Below are 17,447 nucleotides of genomic sequence, written 5' to 3' on the forward strand. Positions count from 1 at the left end.
CCCCCCCCCCCCCCCCCCCCCCCCCCCCCCCCCCCCCCCCCCCCCCCCCCCCCCCCCCCCCCCCCCGCTCCCACAATTGGACCGAGGTGACCCTCGAAATCAGGGCAATAAAAAACCCCGCCGGCTCAACGCAGGCGGGGTTTTTATGTACGGGGTAAGGCTGGCTTACATCATGCCGCCCATGCCGCCCATACCGCCCATGTCTGGCATGCCGCCGCCAGCTGGTGCGTCGTCCTTGATCTCAGCGATCATGGCTTCGGTGGTGATCATCAGGCTGGCAATCGACGAAGCCGCTTGCAGAGCCGAACGAGTCACTTTAGCCGGGTCCAGGATACCCATTTCGATCATGTCGCCGTATTCGCCGGTAGCAGCGTTGTAACCGAAGTTACCCGAACCCTGCTTGACCTTGTCGACGACTACGCTTGGCTCGTCGCCGGAGTTGGCAACGATCTGACGCAGTGGCGCTTCAACAGCGCGACGCAGCAACTGGATGCCAACGTTCTGGTCATCGTTGTCGCCTTTCAGCTCGGAGATAGCCTGCAGAGCGCGAACCAGTGCCACGCCGCCGCCAGGTACCACGCCTTCTTCAACGGCTGCACGGGTAGCGTGCAGGGCGTCTTCAACGCGGGCTTTCTTCTCTTTCATTTCAACTTCGGAACCGGCGCCAACCTTGATCACTGCAACGCCGCCGGACAGCTTGGCCAGACGCTCTTGCAGTTTTTCACGGTCGTAGTCGGACGAAGTATCAGCCACTTGCTGACGGATCTGCAGAACGCGGGCCTGGATGTCAGCCTCAACGCCGGCACCGTCGATCACGGTGGTGTTTTCTTTGGACAGGATCACGCGCTTGGCATTACCCAGGTGTTCCAGGGTAGTGCTTTCCAGGCTCAGGCCGATCTCTTCGGAGATAACGGTACCGCCAGTCAGAACAGCGATGTCCTGCAGCATGGCCTTGCGACGGTCGCCGAAGCCTGGAGCCTTGACGGCTGCGACTTTAACGATGCCACGCATGTTGTTCACAACCAGAGTCGCCAGGGCTTCGCCTTCAACGTCTTCGGCAACGATCAGCAGTGGACGGCCGGCTTTGGCAACGGCTTCCAGTACTGGCAGCATTTCGCGGATGTTGGAGATCTTTTTGTCGACCAGCAGGATCAGCGGACCGTCCAGCTCGGCAGTCATGGTCTCTGGCTTGTTGACGAAGTACGGGGACAGGTAGCCACGGTCGAACTGCATGCCTTCAACAACCGACAGTTCGTTTTCCAGGCCCGAGCCTTCTTCAACGGTGATCACGCCTTCTTTGCCGACTTTTTCCATGGCTTCGGCAATGATGTCGCCGATGGAGCTGTCGGAGTTGGCCGAGATGGTGCCGACCTGAGCGATGGCCTTGGTGTCAGCGCAAGGCTTGGACAGGGCTTTGAGCTCTTTGACGATAGCGATGGTCGCTTTGTCGATACCGCGCTTCAGGTCCATCGGGTTCATGCCGGCAGCGACGGCTTTCAGGCCTTCGTTGACGATCGACTGAGCCAGAACGGTAGCGGTGGTGGTGCCGTCGCCTGCGTCATCGTTGGCACGGGAGGCAACGTCTTTGACCAGCTGCGCGCCCATGTTTTCGAAGCGATCTTTCAGCTCGATTTCTTTGGCAACGGAAACGCCGTCCTTGGTGATGGTCGGAGCGCCGAAGCTCTTCTCGATGATCACGTTACGGCCTTTAGGGCCCAGGGTCGCTTTTACTGCGTCAGCCAGGACGTTGACACCGGCGAGCATTTTCTTGCGGGCGGAATCGCCGAATTTAACTTCTTTAGCAGCCATGATCGATATTCCTTAAATACTTTGTAGTAGCGGGAAAATGAGCGGGGAATCAGCCTTCGATAACGGCGAGGATTTCGCTCTCGCCAATTACCAGCAGGTCTTCGCCGTCAACTTTCACAGTGTTGCTGCCGGAGTAAGGGCCGAACACAACCTTGTCACCCACTTTCACGGCCAGCGCACGCACTTCACCGTTGTCCAGTGCTTTGCCTGGGCCTACAGCGAGGACTTCACCCTGGTTTGGCTTTTCAGCAGCCGAACCTGGCAGGACGATACCGCCAGCGGTTTTCTTTTCTTCTTCGCTGCGACGGACGACGACGCGGTCATGCAGAGGACGAAGCTTCATTGTCGATCTCTCCTAATTGTGGTTTTCATCGGCCGGTGTAGTCCCGGCGGGTTTAACAAATCCGGCGGCGCCGGGTGCGGTTCGTCAAGCGAACCGCGGAAGTCTGTCTGGCGCAATTGCCAGAAACCTTGCGGTGACCGTTACATAAGGGCGTACAAGCTTATTTCAAGGGCGGGGAGCGAAAAATTTTTATCTCAATGCCCTGAAAATGAACACGACACCCGAAGGTGCCGTGTCGATGGAAGTGTTACTTGGAATCGCGGTGTTCGAACTCGCCTTCGATCACATTCGGCTCACGACCCAGTGGCTGTCGCGGAGCAGGACCGCCCCGTGGCTGAAGGTCATCGGCGAACGCACGCTGGCGTATCGCTTGTTCCTCGGCGCGTCGGCGCATTTTATTGGCCAGCAGTCGACGGGAGATCGGTAGCAACATGATCAGGCCCAGCACGTCGGTGACGAAGCCCGGCAGAATCAACAGACCGCCCGCCAGGGCCAGCATCAGGCCTTCGAGCATGGTCTGGGCCGGCAGCTCACCGCGGTTCAGGCTTTCACGGGCGCGCAGCGCAGTAGCCAGACCGGCGATGCGCAGCACGAACACGCCGAGCATCGAGCCGAGAATGATCAGCAGCAGGGCCGGGAAAAACCCGATCGCCCCGCTGACCTTGACGAATACGAACAGCTCCAACACCGGGAACAGTACAAAGAGCAACAAAAAAGGGCGCATCAAATGGTTCCTCAACGCAAGAATGCCTTGCCAGTTTTCCTTAGATGACGTCGCCGTTTCGTGAATTCAAGCATCGGCCACTTCATTTTTCGGCCAATGCTCGGCGTGAGCCAGGAAAACCAAGGCTTCCCGGACTTGTGTCGGCGTATTACAGGGCGTTTGAAACGGTAGCCAGTAAAGTCCCTGACCAATGCGCAAGTGCATGCCTTCGGAGTCAATACCGGTCAATTGCGCCGGGGTGGTTTTCGGTAGCCCTGCCAGGTCTACGTAGTGGGCGATGGCTTTGGCGTGATCGGCATTCATGTGCTCGACCATGCTCACTTCGGCTTTGCCGGCGAACGGGTTGGCGAGGGTCAACTGATCGATCCAGTGGATCGCGCCGAAGCCACCGATGTAGCGGTGACGTACCTCGTTGAGCACCCAGAAATCGAAATCATGGGCCTTGTGATAGTTCTGCGAATCGGGGAAATAGCGGTAGTAACGCTCGGCGGCCGCCTCGATGGCAGCGGTGTCTTGCAGCTTTTCTGCCTCGGCGAGGTAAGTCAGGCGACCAACGGCTTGTACGTCTTCGGCTTCACGCTCACCCACCAGCAGCGAGCATTTCGGATCTTTCTGCAGGTTGTGAGTGTGCTGAGCGATGCGGCTTATAAGGATCAGCGGTCGGCCCTGCTCATCCAGGCAGTAGGGAACCACGGAGCCAAACGGGAAACCGGGCATCGCTTTGGAATGCGTCGAGAGCACTCCACGGTATTCCTTGAGAAGCAATTCTCGGGCATGCTTAGCCACTACAACGCTCAATTTATGACTCCTTATATAGAATCCGTCAAAAAAACGGACAGGCGCCTGGGTAAAGTTCCAGCACGCCATAGGGGCAGTTCTCATGTGCAGCCAGGCCATATCAGGCTCAGATCGAGAGGCCCTCTAGAATAGAAGGAAAACCACTCCGAACTGCTATGGGGCTATGCGAATGCAACTCACTGACAAAGTAATCATTATCACCGGCGGTTGCCAGGGTTTAGGCCGCTCCATGGCCGAGTATCTCGCAGGCAAAGGCGCGAAGCTGGCGCTGGTGGACCTGAATCAGGAAAAACTCGACGCCACCGTCGCCGCTTGCAAAGCCAAGGGTGTCGAGGCCCGCGCCTACCTGTGCAACGTCGCCGATGAAGAGCAAGTGACCCATATGGCCGCTCAGGTGGCCGACGATTTCGGCGCAATCCATGGCCTGATCAACAACGCCGGCATTCTGCGCGACGGCCTGCTGTTGAAGGTCAAGGATGGCGAAATGACCAAGATGAGCCTGGCCCAATGGCAGGCAGTCATCGACGTCAATCTGACCGGTGTGTTCCTGTGCACCCGTGAAGTCGCGGCAAAAATGATCGAGCTGCAAAACAGCGGCGCGATCATCAATATCTCGTCGATTTCGCGCGCCGGCAACGTTGGCCAGACCAACTACTCCGCTGCCAAGGCCGGTGTCGCTGCGGCGACCGTGACCTGGGCCAAGGAACTGGCACGCTACGGCATTCGCGTGGCGGGCATTGCGCCGGGTTTCATCGAAACCGAGATGACCCTGAGCATGAAACCGGAAGCGCTGGAGAAAATGACGTCCGGGATTCCACTCAAGCGCATGGGCAAACCTGAAGAGATTGCCCAGTCGGCGGCTTACATTTTCGAGAACGACTACTACACCGGTCGGATTCTGGAATTGGATGGCGGGTTACGGATCTAGGGTCAACACAAAACAAATGTGGGAGCGGGCTTGCTCGCGAAAGCGGTGGTTCAGTCAACTTATCTGTTGAATGTTATACCGTCTTCGCGAGCAAGCCCGCTCCCACAATGGATCGCATTTCTTCAGCGATTTAATCGTCGCTGACGGTAATGTTCGGCATCGCCGGCATTGCCGCTTCCTGCAACACAATCCGCGCGCCGACATGGCGGGCCAGTTCCTGGTAAACCATGGCGATCTGGCTGTCCGGCTCGGCGATCACCGTTGGCTTGCCGCCATCGGCCTGTTCGCGGATCAGCATCGACAGTGGCAACGAAGCCAACAGTTCGACACCGTACTGGTTGGCCAGCTTCACACCGCCACCCTCACCGAACAGATGCTCGGCATGCCCGCAGTTGGAGCAGATGTGCACGGCCATGTTTTCCACCACGCCCAGCACCGGGATGTTGACCTTGCGGAACATCTCCACGCCTTTGCGCGCGTCCAGCAATGCCAGATCCTGCGGGGTGGTCACGATCACCGCGCCGGCCACCGGGACTTTCTGCGCCAGGGTCAACTGGATATCGCCGGTGCCTGGCGGCATGTCGATGACCAGGTAATCCAGATCACCCCAGGCCGTTTGCGTGACCAGTTGCAACAAGGCGCCGGACACCATCGGCCCGCGCCAGACCATCGGCGTGTTGTCGTCGGTCAGGAACGCCATGGACATCACTTCGACACCATGGGACTCAATCGGAATGAACCACTTCTGATCCTTGACCTTTGGTCGGGTACCTTCAGGGATGCCGAACATGATGCCCTGGCTCGGACCGTAGATATCCGCGTCGAGAATCCCGACTTTTGCGCCTTCACGGGACAGCGCGAGGGCCAGGTTGGCAGCCGTGGTGGACTTGCCCACGCCACCCTTGCCGGACGCTACGGCCACGACGTTCTTGACGTTGGCCAACCCCGGAATCTGTGCCTGGGCCTTGTGCGCGGCAATCACACTGGTGATCTCGACGCGCGCGGTGACGACGCCGTCCAGGCCTTCGATGGCCAGTTGCAACAACTGCGCCCAGCCGCTTTTGAACAAACCGGCGGCATAGCCCAGCTCCAGCTGGACGCTGACGCGATCACCCTGGATGTCGATGCTGCGCACGCACCCGGCGCTGACCGGGTCCTGGTTCAGGTAAGGGTCGGTGTATTGGCGAAGGACGGCTTCCACCGCTGCGCGATTGACGGCGCTCATGGGCAACTCCGATAGCAAGACTGGAAAATCAGGCGGGTATCCTAACCGTTCTACATCATAGACGGCATGCCCCACGATGAATTGTGGCAAACACATCCCTGTGGCGAGGGAGCTTGCTCCCGCTCGACTGCGCAGCAGTCGTAATCCAGCTGACGCGATCCTTCTGTCGGAACCGGGTGGCAGGGGTTGGGGCGGCTTCGCCACCCAGCGGGAGCAAGCTCCCTCGCCACAAAAGCCCTCTTGCACCCAGCGAACTCATCACCACTTTTTTCAGGGCCGATGCATCCGGAAACAGGCCCGAAGGGTGAAAAATATGCGCCGGCGCTTTATAGTGGCCGACCTCCGTTTCATCAAGTAGCCGAGCCCCATGTCCGAGCCACGCAAGATCCTCGTCACCAGCGCCCTGCCCTATGCCAATGGTTCGATCCACCTCGGCCATATGCTGGAATACATCCAGACCGATATGTGGGTGCGCTTCCAGAAGCATCGCGGTAATCAATGCATTTATGTCTGCGCCGACGACGCCCACGGTTCGGCCATCATGTTGCGCGCGGAAAAGGAAGGCATCACCCCGGAACAACTGATCGCCAATGTCCAGGCTGAACACAGCGCCGACTTTGCCGAGTTCCTGGTGGACTTCGACAACTTCCACTCCACTCACGCCGAAGAAAACCGTGAGCTGTCGAGCCAGATCTACCTGAAGCTGCGCAACGCCGGGCACATCGCCACGCGCTCGATCACTCAGTACTTCGACCCGGAAAAGAAAATGTTCCTGGCCGACCGCTTCATCAAGGGCACCTGCCCGAAATGCGGCACCGAAGACCAGTACGGCGACAACTGCGAAAAATGCGGTGCGACCTACGCGCCGACCGATCTGAAGGATCCGAAGTCGGCCATCTCCGGCGCCACGCCGGTGCTCAAGGATTCCCAGCACTTCTTCTTCAAGCTGCCGGACTTCCAGGAAATGCTGCAAGCCTGGACCCGCAGTGGCACGTTGCAAGAGGCCGTGGCCAACAAGATCGCCGAGTGGCTGGATGCCGGCCTGCAACAATGGGACATTTCCCGCGACGCGCCGTACTTCGGCTTCGAGATTCCCGACGAGCCGGGCAAATATTTCTACGTGTGGCTGGATGCGCCAATCGGCTACATGGCCAGCTTCAAGAACCTCTGCGCCCGCCGTCCGGACTTGGACTTCGACGCGTTCTGGGGCAAGGATTCCACCGCCGAGCTGTACCATTTCATCGGCAAGGACATCGTCAACTTCCACGCCCTGTTCTGGCCAGCCATGCTTGAAGGCGCCGGTTTCCGCAAACCGACCGGCATCAACGTACACGGCTACCTGACCGTCAACGGCCAGAAAATGTCCAAGTCCCGCGGCACGTTCGTCAAGGCGCGGACTTACCTGGATCACCTGTCGCCGGAATACCTGCGCTACTACTACGCCGCCAAGCTGGGCCGTGGCGTCGATGACCTGGACCTGAACCTCGAAGACTTCGTGCAAAAGGTCAACTCCGACCTGGTCGGCAAAGTCGTCAACATCGCCAGCCGTTGCGCCGGTTTCATCCATAAAGGTAATGCTGGTGTACTGGTAGCCGGCAACGCCGCGCCGGAACTGACCGACGCTTTCCTGGCCGCAGCGCCAAGCATTGCCGATGCCTATGAGGCTCGCGACTTCGCACGTGCCATGCGCGAAATCATGGGCCTGGCCGACCGCGCCAACGCCTGGATCGCCGACAAGGCACCGTGGTCGCTGAACAAACAGGAAGGCAAGCAGGATGAAGTCCAGGCTATTTGCGCCTTGGGCATCAACCTGTTCCGCCAACTGGTGATTTTCCTCAAACCGGTACTGCCGCTGCTGGCCGCCGATGCCGAGGCGTTCCTGAACGTCGCCCCGCTGACCTGGAACGATCACGCGACCTTGCTCAGCAACCATCAGCTGAACGAGTTCAAACCGTTGATGACCCGCATCGACCCGGTAAAAGTACAAGCCATGACCGACGCCTCGAAAGAAGACCTGACCGCCAGCGCAACCGACACCGGCGAAGCTGCGCCCGCCGGCAACGGTGAACTGGCCAAGGATCCGCTGTCGCCAGAGATCGAGTTCGACACCTTTGCCGCTGTAGACCTGCGCGTTGCGCTGATCATCAAGGCCGAAGCCGTGGAAGGTGCCGACAAGCTGCTGCGCCTGACCCTGGACATCGGTGACGAGCAACGCAACGTGTTCTCCGGGATCAAGAGCGCTTACCCGGACCCGTCCAAGCTCAATGGTCGCCTGACCATGATGATCGCCAACCTCAAGCCCCGCAAAATGAAATTCGGGATCTCCGAAGGCATGGTGATGGCGGCAGGCCCTGGCGGTGAAGAAATCTACCTGCTGAGCCCCGACAGCGGCGCCAAGCCGGGTCAGCGTATCAAGTAAAGTTCTGCGGTAAACCGATCCCACAGTCGTGCCCGGCGCGACTGTGGGATTTTCATGTCTGGCCCACCCTCCTTCCTTGCCGGATAATGCCTAACCTTGTTAGACAGGCCTTCTTTTGCCGGCACGATCATGACCGAACTGCTTTTAACGCTTATCAGCGCTGCCCTGATCAACAACCTCGTGTTGCACTGGCCGCTGGGCGTCGATCCTGTGCTGGGCAGCGAGCGGCCGCAGGTCCATGCGCTGGGCATCGCGACGACGTGCCTGATGCTGATCGTCGGCGCACTTGGCTATGCGCTCTACCACTGGCTATTAGTGCCATTGGGGCTGACGTCGCTGCGTCTGTTCGTGTTCCTGCCGTTGAGCGTTCTGCTGATCGCCCCCCTGCTGAAGCTGCTTTCACGGTTATTGGCGAAGCTTTCATTTGATGGCCTCTGGCCCCTGATGCTGGGGAATGCCGGGGTGCTTGGGCTGACGTTGATCAACGCTCAAGAAGACAAGGGAATTTTCCACGCCATAGCCCTGAGCCTTGGCGCCGGATTGGGTTTCTGGCTGGTGCTGAGTCTGTTCAGCGACTTGCGCCAGCGCACACTCGACAACGATATCCCCCCGCCCTTTCGCGGCCTGCCGATCGAATTGATCGGCGCTGGATTGATCGCAGTGATTTTTCTCGGATTCAGCGGGCTGATCAAAACATGAGTCTGATTCAACGCATCGACGCCCTCTTGCCGCAGACTCAATGCGGCAAGTGTGGTCACCCCGGATGTAAACCCTACGCCGAAGGTATCGCCAGCGGCGAGCCGATCAACAAGTGCCCACCGGGCGGCAGCGAAACCATCGCGGCCCTGGCCGACCTGCTGAAAGTGCCGGTGCTGGAACTGGACGTCAGTCGCGGTTCGGCACCCGCGCAGATCGCTTACATCCGTGAAGCCGAATGCATCGGCTGCACCAAGTGCATCCAGGCCTGCCCGGTCGACGCCATTGTCGGCGCGGCGAAATTCATGCACACGGTCATCGTCGACGAATGCACCGGTTGCGACCTCTGCGTGGCGCCCTGCCCGGTGGATTGCATCGAGATGCATCCGTTACCGCTGGCCACGGTGCTGCCGATTGTCGGCGGGCTGGCGTTCAGCCTGGAGGAACAACAGGCTCGGGCCGCCAAGCGCAATCACGCGCGACGCCGATTCGAACAGCGCAATGCCCGTTTGCATCGCGAAGAGGAACAGAAGCTCGCCGAACGCCAGGCCCGCGCCCAACGCGCCGTGCAGCACAGCGAAGTGACGCTCGACCCGGTTCAGGCCGCACTCGAGCGCGTCCGCGCACAGAAAGCTGCCAATGCCGATGCGGCACTGAAAAAGGCCAAGGTCGATCTGGCGATGAGTCGGGCGCAGTTGAACAAGTCGCTCAAGGCCTTCGGGCATCCGCCGACCTTCGAACAGCAATCGCAACTGATCGTGCTGCAACAGCAGTTCGAAGCCGCCGAACAGGCGCTGGCGCAACTGGAAAGCAGCCCACCGCCGGTCTCTGCGCCGCCTGCCCCGGCAAAAGATGCCGAGCTGAAACGGGCGAAGATCCAGCTGGCCATGCGCCGCGCCGAACTCAAGAAAGCTCAAACAAGCGAGGCGCCGGCCGAACAGATTGAAGCGTTGCAACATGCGCTCAGCGAAGCCGAGCGTCAGGTGGATGCCTATGCCGCCCCTTGAATCGGTGGACGAACGCCTTCAGCAGGCCATGAAGCTGGTATTGCTGGCCACCGTGCCGGGGATGCTGATGTTGTTCTGGCTGTACGGTTGGGGGGTGTTGATCAACCTGATTCTGACGGCGGCAACCGCGTTGGCCGTTGAAGCGGCGGTGTTACAGCTGCGCAAACAACCTGTAAAGCCAACATTGAGCGACGGCAGTGCGCTGGTCAGTGCGACGCTGTTGGCGCTGGCCTTGCCGCCTTACTGCCCGTGGTGGCTGACGGTCAGTGCTGCGGCGTTCGGACTGTTTTTCGGCAAGCACTTGTATGGCGGCGTCGGCAAGAATCCGTTCAATCCGGCGATGCTCGGTTTCGCGCTGGTCCTGGTGATGTTTCCCCAGCCAATGACCCATTGGCCGGCGTCCCATGGCATGGATTTGTTCGGTGGGCTACAACAGGTGTTCGGCTTCAGCTTCGGCCAGACGCCCGATGCGTGGGCCCAGGCCACGGCGCTGGACAGTCTGCGAATCAACAAAAGCCTGACCATGGACGAACTGTTCGCCGGTAATCCGGCATTCGGCCTTTTTGGCGGCCGAGGCGTGGAATGGGTCAACCTGGCGTTTCTGGCGGGCGGTGCGTTTCTGCTGCAGCGGCGGGTGTTCAGCTGGCATGCCCCGGTCGGCATGCTCGCCAGCCTGTTCATCATCAGCCTGTTGTGTTGGAACGGTACGGGCTCCGACTCTCATGGCTCGCCACTCTTTCATCTGCTCACCGGCGCGAGCATGCTCGGTGCCTTCTTCATCGTGACGGAACCGATATCCGGCGCGAAAAGCCCCATGGCCCGATTACTGTTCGGCGCAGGCGTGGGATTGCTGACTTATCTGATTCGGACGTGGGGCGGGTATCCGGACGGCGTGGCCTTTGCGGTTCTGCTGATGAACCTCTGTGTACCGGCGCTGGAGCGGTTTGCGGCGTCCAGACAGGAGCAGGTTGCCCCATGAACCGAGCGACGAGCGTTGTGATCCTGGTAGTGCTGGCAGGCCTGGGGATGGGCGCGACTTACCTCGTGCAGCACACCAGCGCCGCGCGCATTGCCGCCGAACAACGCCTGATCGACAGCCGCCGGTTACTGGATCTGCTACCGCCCGACAGCTACGACAATCAGCCACTGGAACACCCTCTCGGTCTCGAAAACACTCGCTTGGCCAACAGCACACTGCTGGGTGGCTATCTGGCTTCCAAGGCCGGCCAACCGAGCGCCGTGTTGCTGCGCAGCCAGACTCTGGGCTACGCCGGCTCCATCGAATTGCTGATCGCCATCGACCGCCGAGGCAAGTTAGTGGGGGTCAAAACCCTCAAGCAATCGGAAACCCCGGGGCTGGGCGGCAAGCTCGCCGACTGGCCCAATACCTGGCTTGAGGTGTTTACTGGCAAGTCCCTAACCGACCCCGATGACAATGGCTGGGCCTTGAAAAAGGACCAAGGGCAATTCGATCAGATTGCGGGCGCGACCATCACCTCAAGAGCGGTGATCAATGCCACTCATGACGCGTTGCGCTACTTCGATGAACACCGGCAACGGCTGATCGGGAGCAGCGCTCATGAATAAGTCATCAACCTTACAGAACTCGCTGATGCTTACGCCGTTGATCGGCGTCACTGATTCATTGGTAACGGCCCTGGGCCTGTGGTTGATGTTCGCCCTGGTGCTCAGTGCTTATGGTGTGAGCATAGGCGTCTTGCGCTCGCGACTGATGCCGGCCACACATTTGCTTGCCTGCCTCCTACTGGCCGCCACGCTGACCAGTTGCGCGGAACTCGCCATGCAAGCCTGGTCGCTCCAATGGCACCAGCAGCTGGGTTTCTACGCAGGATTGATCGCCCTGCAATGCGTTGTGCTGGAACACAACGGTTTTTTCCAGAGCCCACCGCGTGATCGACTGCGTCTGTGTGGCCTGTTCGGCGCCTTGATGGTGGGCTTGGGCTTGCTGCGCGAATTCATCGGCAACGGGACACTCGGTCGCCATCTGTCCTGGATGGCAGGTGCCACGCAACCGGACTGGCAAGGCTGGACGCTGATCGCTGACGGTGGCCTGCACCTGGCCACGCTGGCCCCTGGCGGGTTTATTCTGCTAGGACTACTGATCGCCGCACATCAAGCCTGGACCCGCCGCCCGGCGGCATCACATTGACCGCCTTCGAGGAAACGCATCGCCCATGAATGCCGCAAAACGTCTTGAAATTTTCCGCAGGTTTCACGAAGACAACCCTGAACCGAAGACCGAACTGGCCTACTCCTCACCGTTCGAATTGTTGATCGCCGTGATTCTCTCGGCGCAATCGACCGATGTCGGCGTGAACAAGGCCACCGCCAAACTGTTCCCGGTGGCCAATACGCCAGCGGCGATCCATGCCCTGGGCGTCGAAGGGCTCTCGGAGTACATCAAGACGATCGGCCTGTTCAACAGCAAAGCGAAAAATGTGATCGAAACCTGTCGCTTACTGGTGGAGCGCCATGGAGGTGAAGTACCGCAGACCCGCGAGGCACTGGAGGCTTTGCCGGGCGTCGGTCGCAAGACCGCCAACGTGGTGCTCAATACCGCCTTTCGTCAGCTGACCATGGCCGTGGACACTCACATTTTCCGGGTCAGTAATCGTACCGGCATTGCTCCGGGCAAGAACGTGGTCGAGGTGGAGCAAAAACTGATGAAGTTCGTGCCCAAGGAATATCTGCTCGACGCCCATCACTGGCTGATTCTTCATGGACGCTACGTTTGCCTGGCCCGCAAGCCGCGTTGTGGCAGTTGCCGGATCGAGGATTTGTGCGAATACAAGCAAAAGACCTCGGACGATTGAGGCTCTATTAGTTTTTTTGATTGATCGATTGAAAAAATCTTTTTTACCCGCCGGGAAATTGTCGATATAAGGAGCGCCAAAGGGCAGCCTTAGCCTGGAGTTAACCTTATGAGCACTGGCAAAGAGCAATTGGACGTAGAAGACGACTTCACCCCCGTTGAGGCCGATGACGCAGAGCCGGTAGTGGAAGTGGCAAAGACCAACCTGAGCAAACGCCGCACCATCGACAACCTGCTGGAGGAGCGCCGACTGCAGAAGCAATTGGCCGATTACGATTTTGACTTATGACACTTAAAAGCCTCCCGAAACGGAGGCTTTTTACTAAGTGCCGCCCCCTGACAAACACCTGTTCATTGCGCCAAATGCTGGCAGCTTCATACCAGGCCGTTGCGCTGGGCCAATTCAATCAGGTCGACCAGTGAGCGAGCATTGAGCTTTAACAGAAGACGAGTCTTATAAGTACTAACGGTTTTATTGCTGAGGAACATTCCGTCGGCGATCTCCTTGTTTGTCTTTCCTCGGGCCAATTGTTGCAGGACCATCATCTCTCGCCCGGACAAACGATCCACCATATCAGCTTCACTGGCGTTCCCAAGACTGGAACGCACGGTATGCAGAGCCTGATTAGGAAAGTAGCTGTAGCCTGACAGCACGGCTTTTATTGCACTGAGCAACTCAGTGAGATCCTGCTGTTTGCAAACATATCCGGCGGCCCCCGATTGCATGCAACGCATGGAAAAATGCCCTGGCGCCTGGGATGTCAATATCAGTACTTTAAGAGGCATCGCCGTTGATGTCAGGCGCGCGATAACTTCCAACCCATCCAGTTTCGGTATTCCAATATCCAGTATGACAATATCCGGCATAAGATCACGGGCAAGTTGTAATGCGTCCACACCATTATCTGTTTCTGCAATGACTTCGTAGCCATGACGTTCCATTAGCATACGTACCGCAAGACGAATGACGGGGTGATCATCCACGATCAGCACTTTATTCATGGGCAAGTCCAATTTTCGCTGTTCGAATTTTTAGAGCCCGCACCATAGCCTAGTCGTTTCACCCATGGCACGCCGTCACCCTCGGCCACTCGCAGCGAGAGACATAGCCTACAAACAACACGGATTATTCCTACAAAAAATCATTGCCATACGAAGAAGCAGAGATTTTACTGACCTACTATTGTTCAGTGCTTCGGCCGTTTTTTTTGTATCGACTTACAACCAAAAAACGACAAAAAACAGTGTCGACGCATTAATCCACGATGCGCCGACTATTGAGCTACCCTTAAAAGTAACGGGTATTTTCCAGTACCTTCTTGCGCAATCTGGCTCAACAATCGAAAAAGCTCACACACCGTAACACTTGACCAATAACATAGCACCATCAAAACAATTAAACAGCCATACCCGAACCCGCAACAATACGGCTACTATAACAACCTCACCACGCTAATAAAAACAGCTCAACACAACAGCAGAACAACCTGATATTAGTTATTACAACCATAAACCAATCGAGAAAAGACAATATTCAATGAGCATACAATATGATAAAACTCAAAAAAAGAATCACCAACCCCATGACAATTATTGCCATATTTGCAGCGCTGTCTGAAACATCGGCCGCCGTATCCCTACCCTTTCTCGACAATGAGGATAGGGGACTCTATGTGTGGTTCCTGATCAGTTTTCCCTTTTATTTGCTTTTTCTTTTCTTCGTTACTCTCAACTTCAACTATCGATCGCTTTACGCGCCCTCCGATTTTGTGAAGGGAAAGCATTTCATAAAAGCCATGGAGAACGTTCATCATCCAAGTAACAGCCCATCCAGCGTAGCGCCCGAAAGCTCGACCCAGCACCATGTAAACCTGCCTGCCCCCCTAAAGGATCTGCACATCGTCGATGCACGGTGGATACACAAAAAAATGGCGTTCAGCGCCCTGATGGAGAGCATTCAGTACCCTGCGGACAATCCCGCACAAGTGATCGTATTTCTCACGTGTACCGATTCGGATAAATTGCTGAAGGCAAACACGCTCAAACATTGGAAACAAATAAAGAAACGCAACAGCGCAACGTTCTGTATTTCTTACAATTTGAGCTCACAGGGCGTGACGATTATGGGCTAGGTATTGAACTGTCGCACATCAGAAAGGCAGCCCTTGAAGCAGATCAAGGACAGGAAGCAGAAGGAACGGTCAGCGGAAACAAGAAGAAAGCGAAACGTTATATGCAGCAGCCCCTCTTCCAATTTGTGGCCTTGTCATCAACAAGGCCACAAATTCATTACCGACTCAAAGGTCTCAGAAAAGCTTCCGGCCCTTGTTCGCCGCGATACGCATGCGCAGGGCGTTGAGCTTGATGAAGCCCGCCGCATCAGCCTGGTTGTAGGCGCCGCCATCTTCCTCGAAGGTCGCGATGTTGGCGTCGAACAACGACTCGTCGGACTTGCGGCCGGTGACGATCACATTGCCCTTGTACAGTTTCAGGCGCACTACGCCGTTCACGTGGGCCTGGGAAGCATCGATCATCTGTTGCAGCATCAGACGCTCAGGGCTCCACCAGTAACCGGTGTAGATCAGGCTGGCGTATTTAGGCATCAGCTCGTCTTTGAGGTGAGCCACTTCGCGGTCCAGAGTGATCGATTCGATCGCGCGGTGAGCGCGCAGCATGATGGTGCCGCCCGGGGTCTCGTAGCAGCCGCGGGACTTCATGCCGACGTAGCGGTTTTCGACGATGTCCAGACGGCCGATACCATGTTCGCCACCGATACGGTTCAAGGTCGCCAGCACGGTGGCCGGGGTCATTTCGACGCCGTCCAGTGCGACGATGTCGCCGTTACGGTAGGTCAGTTCCAGGTACTGCGCTTTATCGGGAGCCTTCTCCGGGGAGACGGTCCAGCGCCACATGTCTTCTTCGTGCTCGGTCCAGGTGTCTTCCAGCACGCCGCCTTCATAGGAGATGTGCAGCAGGTTGGCATCCATCGAATACGGGGATTTTTTCTTGCCGTGACGCTCGATCGGGATGTTGTGCTTTTCAGCGTAATCCATCAGCTTTTCACGGGAGAGCAGGTCCCATTCGCGCCACGGAGCGATCACTTTCACGCCTGGCTTCAAAGCGTAGGCGCCCAGTTCGAAACGAACCTGGTCGTTGCCCTTGCCAGTCGCGCCGTGGGAAATGGCGTCAGCACCGGTTTCGTTGGCGATTTCGATCAAGCGCTTGGCGATCAACGGACGAGCGATGGAAGTACCCAGCAGGTACTCGCCTTCATAAACGGTGTTGGCGCGGAACATCGGGAACACGAAATCGCGCACGAATTCTTCACGCAGATCGTCGATGTAGATTTCTTTTACGCCCATGGCCTGTGCCTTGGCGCGGGCCGGTTCGACCTCTTCGCCCTGACCCAGGTCAGCGGTGAAGGTCACTACTTCACAGTTATAAGTATCCTGCAGCCACTTGAGGATCACCGAAGTGTCCAGGCCGCCGGAATACGCCAGAACGACCTTGTTTACGTCCGCCATGCCATCACTCCACGGGGTTCTACGGAAAGCCGTCAAGTCTACCGCTCATGCAGGATAATTTACAGAGGCGCGACAGCTTATGACGACGAAGCGACAGATTATGTCGAGCGAGCGACGATTTCAGCTGGTTCAGGAGGTCTTCGCGCTGCCCGCGGAAGCAGTGGCTGGAGGCGCCGGTTGCTCGGTCGGCGCTACCCTTTCAAGGCGTACGGCAACCCGGCGGTTCTTCGCTCGATTGGCGGCATTGTTGTTCGGTGCCAGAGGATAGCGCTCACCGTGAAAACGCAGGGTGATCTGCGATTCCTGGATACCATTGGCCTTGAAGAAATCCATCACGGCCAGCGCCCTGCGTCGAGATAGTTCGCGGTTGGTCAGGCGGTTGCCGCTGTTGTCGGAATGGCCATCGAGTTCAATGTGGTTGACCGTCGGATCGGCTTTCATGAATTCCAGCATGACCTGCAAATGGGCCTTGGCTTGGGCGTCAAGATCGATACCCTCCCCCGGAAAGCCGACTTCGGATTGCTTCACCTGCTCGAAATTCTGCGGCAGCAACTTGGCCACGCAACCCTGGTAGTCACTGTAGGCCTTGCTGAATTTGACCGGCAGCAGACGGACTTCAGATACCCGCCCCTCGCCCGAGGAGTGTCGAACCACCGGGCTGCGACCGTCCAGTAACCCGCTGATCAGGCGCCCGGCCTGAACTTGCGAGCTGTTGAACAGCACGTTGCCACTGCCGATTCGCACCGAGCCCAGGTTGATGTCGCCACGCCCCGGCTGCCATGGCGCAGCGGCCGCCAGCAAGGTCGCGGAACCGCCACCGATCATCGAGTTGTAGGCCTTCAAGCGAAATGTCGCCTGTTCGCCGGCACGACGCACGAACTCTCCCGAGCCGAAATCGGTGATGGGTTGAGTCAGGCGGCATTCGAACTTGTCACCTTCGACCGTCCACTCGATGCTCTCCAGACGGGTCTGGAAAGTGAGCGCCATCGCAGGAAGGCTGGCAAACACACTGAGCAAGGCTAAATAACGCTGGCGCACGGGAGGCTCCACTGGCTTGTGCAACAAAAAGACCGACACACACATTTACGGCATACCTGTTGGGTATCGGAAGGTTGCCGCAAAACTTGATAGCGAGTGCCTG

Annotated in this window: 18 protein-coding genes; 10 read left to right on the forward strand and 8 right to left on the reverse strand. The window is 57.9% G+C overall.

Translation table 11 applies throughout. From position 1 onward, the window contains the following. Positions 1-165: 165 nt before the first annotated feature. The 4 genes from groL to AC1RQB_RS22400 all read right to left on the reverse strand — a co-directional run bounded on the left by groL (position 166) and on the right by AC1RQB_RS22400 (position 3,674). Entirely contained in the window at positions 166-1,809 is a 1,644-nt protein-coding gene (gene groL, locus AC1RQB_RS22385) for a chaperonin GroEL (RefSeq protein WP_008069524.1), read from the reverse strand. 49 nt (positions 1,810-1,858) lie between these two features. Next, entirely contained in the window at positions 1,859-2,152 is a 294-nt protein-coding gene (locus AC1RQB_RS22390) for a co-chaperone GroES (protein ID WP_007898444.1), read from the reverse strand. Positions 2,153-2,399: 247 nt separating this feature from the next. Then, a complete protein-coding gene (locus AC1RQB_RS22395; RefSeq protein ID WP_063341368.1) occupies positions 2,400-2,876 on the reverse strand; it encodes an FxsA family protein in 477 nt (158 codons plus the stop codon). A 66-nt stretch (positions 2,877-2,942) separates the two neighbouring features. Next, complete coding sequence (locus tag AC1RQB_RS22400) at positions 2,943-3,674, reverse strand: HugZ family pyridoxamine 5'-phosphate oxidase (protein ID WP_063341369.1); 732 nt, start codon at positions 3,672-3,674, stop codon at positions 2,943-2,945. A gap of 169 nt (positions 3,675-3,843) precedes the next feature. On the opposite strand from AC1RQB_RS22400, the gene AC1RQB_RS22405 reads away from it, so the two are divergent. Next, on the forward strand, positions 3,844-4,602 hold the full coding sequence (locus AC1RQB_RS22405; protein WP_063341370.1) for an SDR family oxidoreductase: 759 nt from the start codon (positions 3,844-3,846) through the stop codon (positions 4,600-4,602). Between the two features lie 130 nt (positions 4,603-4,732). On the opposite strand, the gene apbC is transcribed toward AC1RQB_RS22405, so the two are convergent. Then, on the reverse strand, positions 4,733-5,827 hold the full coding sequence (gene apbC, locus AC1RQB_RS22410; protein WP_063341371.1) for an iron-sulfur cluster carrier protein ApbC: 1,095 nt from the start codon (positions 5,825-5,827) through the stop codon (positions 4,733-4,735). Positions 5,828-6,194: 367 nt separating this feature from the next. Between apbC and metG the strand changes: the two genes are divergently transcribed. From metG to AC1RQB_RS22450, 8 genes are all read left to right on the forward strand, one after another. Then, entirely contained in the window at positions 6,195-8,246 is a 2,052-nt protein-coding gene (metG, locus tag AC1RQB_RS22415; protein ID WP_063341372.1) for a methionine--tRNA ligase, read from the forward strand. Positions 8,247-8,375: 129 nt separating this feature from the next. Then, positions 8,376-8,945: an Rnf-Nqr domain containing protein gene (locus AC1RQB_RS22420; RefSeq protein ID WP_063341373.1), complete on the forward strand. Its 570-nt coding sequence runs from the start codon at positions 8,376-8,378 to the stop codon at positions 8,943-8,945. Next, complete coding sequence (gene rsxB / locus AC1RQB_RS22425) at positions 8,942-9,949, forward strand: electron transport complex subunit RsxB (RefSeq protein WP_063341374.1); 1,008 nt, start codon at positions 8,942-8,944, stop codon at positions 9,947-9,949. Before AC1RQB_RS22420 ends, rsxB begins: the two co-directional genes overlap by 4 nt. Further along, complete coding sequence (locus AC1RQB_RS22430; protein ID WP_063341375.1) at positions 9,936-10,928, forward strand: RnfABCDGE type electron transport complex subunit D; 993 nt, start codon at positions 9,936-9,938, stop codon at positions 10,926-10,928. The genes rsxB and AC1RQB_RS22430 overlap by 14 nt, the downstream gene beginning before the upstream one ends. Continuing rightward, complete coding sequence (locus AC1RQB_RS22435; RefSeq protein WP_063341376.1) at positions 10,925-11,536, forward strand: RnfABCDGE type electron transport complex subunit G; 612 nt, start codon at positions 10,925-10,927, stop codon at positions 11,534-11,536. Before AC1RQB_RS22430 ends, AC1RQB_RS22435 begins: the two co-directional genes overlap by 4 nt. Further along, positions 11,529-12,119: an Rnf-Nqr domain containing protein gene (locus tag AC1RQB_RS22440; protein ID WP_063341377.1), complete on the forward strand. Its 591-nt coding sequence runs from the start codon at positions 11,529-11,531 to the stop codon at positions 12,117-12,119. Before AC1RQB_RS22435 ends, AC1RQB_RS22440 begins: the two co-directional genes overlap by 8 nt. Positions 12,120-12,144: 25 nt before the next feature. Further along, the gene (gene nth / locus AC1RQB_RS22445; RefSeq protein WP_007938911.1) at positions 12,145-12,783 is read left to right on the forward strand and encodes an endonuclease III; all 639 of its coding nucleotides are present in this window, start codon (positions 12,145-12,147) and stop codon (positions 12,781-12,783) included. Between the two features lie 108 nt (positions 12,784-12,891). After that, entirely contained in the window at positions 12,892-13,071 is a 180-nt protein-coding gene (locus AC1RQB_RS22450) for a PA3496 family putative envelope integrity protein (protein ID WP_007898493.1), read from the forward strand. Positions 13,072-13,157: 86 nt separating this feature from the next. Here AC1RQB_RS22450 and AC1RQB_RS22455 read toward each other — a convergent pair whose 3' ends face one another. After that, positions 13,158-13,784: a response regulator transcription factor gene (locus AC1RQB_RS22455; protein WP_008069501.1), complete on the reverse strand. Its 627-nt coding sequence runs from the start codon at positions 13,782-13,784 to the stop codon at positions 13,158-13,160. 548 nt (positions 13,785-14,332) lie between these two features. On the opposite strand from AC1RQB_RS22455, the gene AC1RQB_RS22460 reads away from it, so the two are divergent. After that, positions 14,333-14,914, forward strand: a complete 582-nt coding sequence (locus tag AC1RQB_RS22460; protein WP_207267241.1) for a hypothetical protein — start codon at positions 14,333-14,335, stop codon at positions 14,912-14,914. A gap of 174 nt (positions 14,915-15,088) precedes the next feature. On the opposite strand, the gene AC1RQB_RS22465 is transcribed toward AC1RQB_RS22460, so the two are convergent. Both AC1RQB_RS22465 and AC1RQB_RS22470 read right to left on the reverse strand, forming a co-directional pair. Then, the gene (locus AC1RQB_RS22465) at positions 15,089-16,306 is read right to left on the reverse strand and encodes an argininosuccinate synthase (RefSeq protein WP_008009296.1); all 1,218 of its coding nucleotides are present in this window, start codon (positions 16,304-16,306) and stop codon (positions 15,089-15,091) included. A gap of 129 nt (positions 16,307-16,435) precedes the next feature. Further along, entirely contained in the window at positions 16,436-17,344 is a 909-nt protein-coding gene (locus AC1RQB_RS22470) for a flagellar protein MotY (protein WP_063343886.1), read from the reverse strand. Positions 17,345-17,447: the final 103 nt, after the last annotated feature.

The organism is Pseudomonas sp. GW822-FHT02E03, from assembly GCF_058802325.1.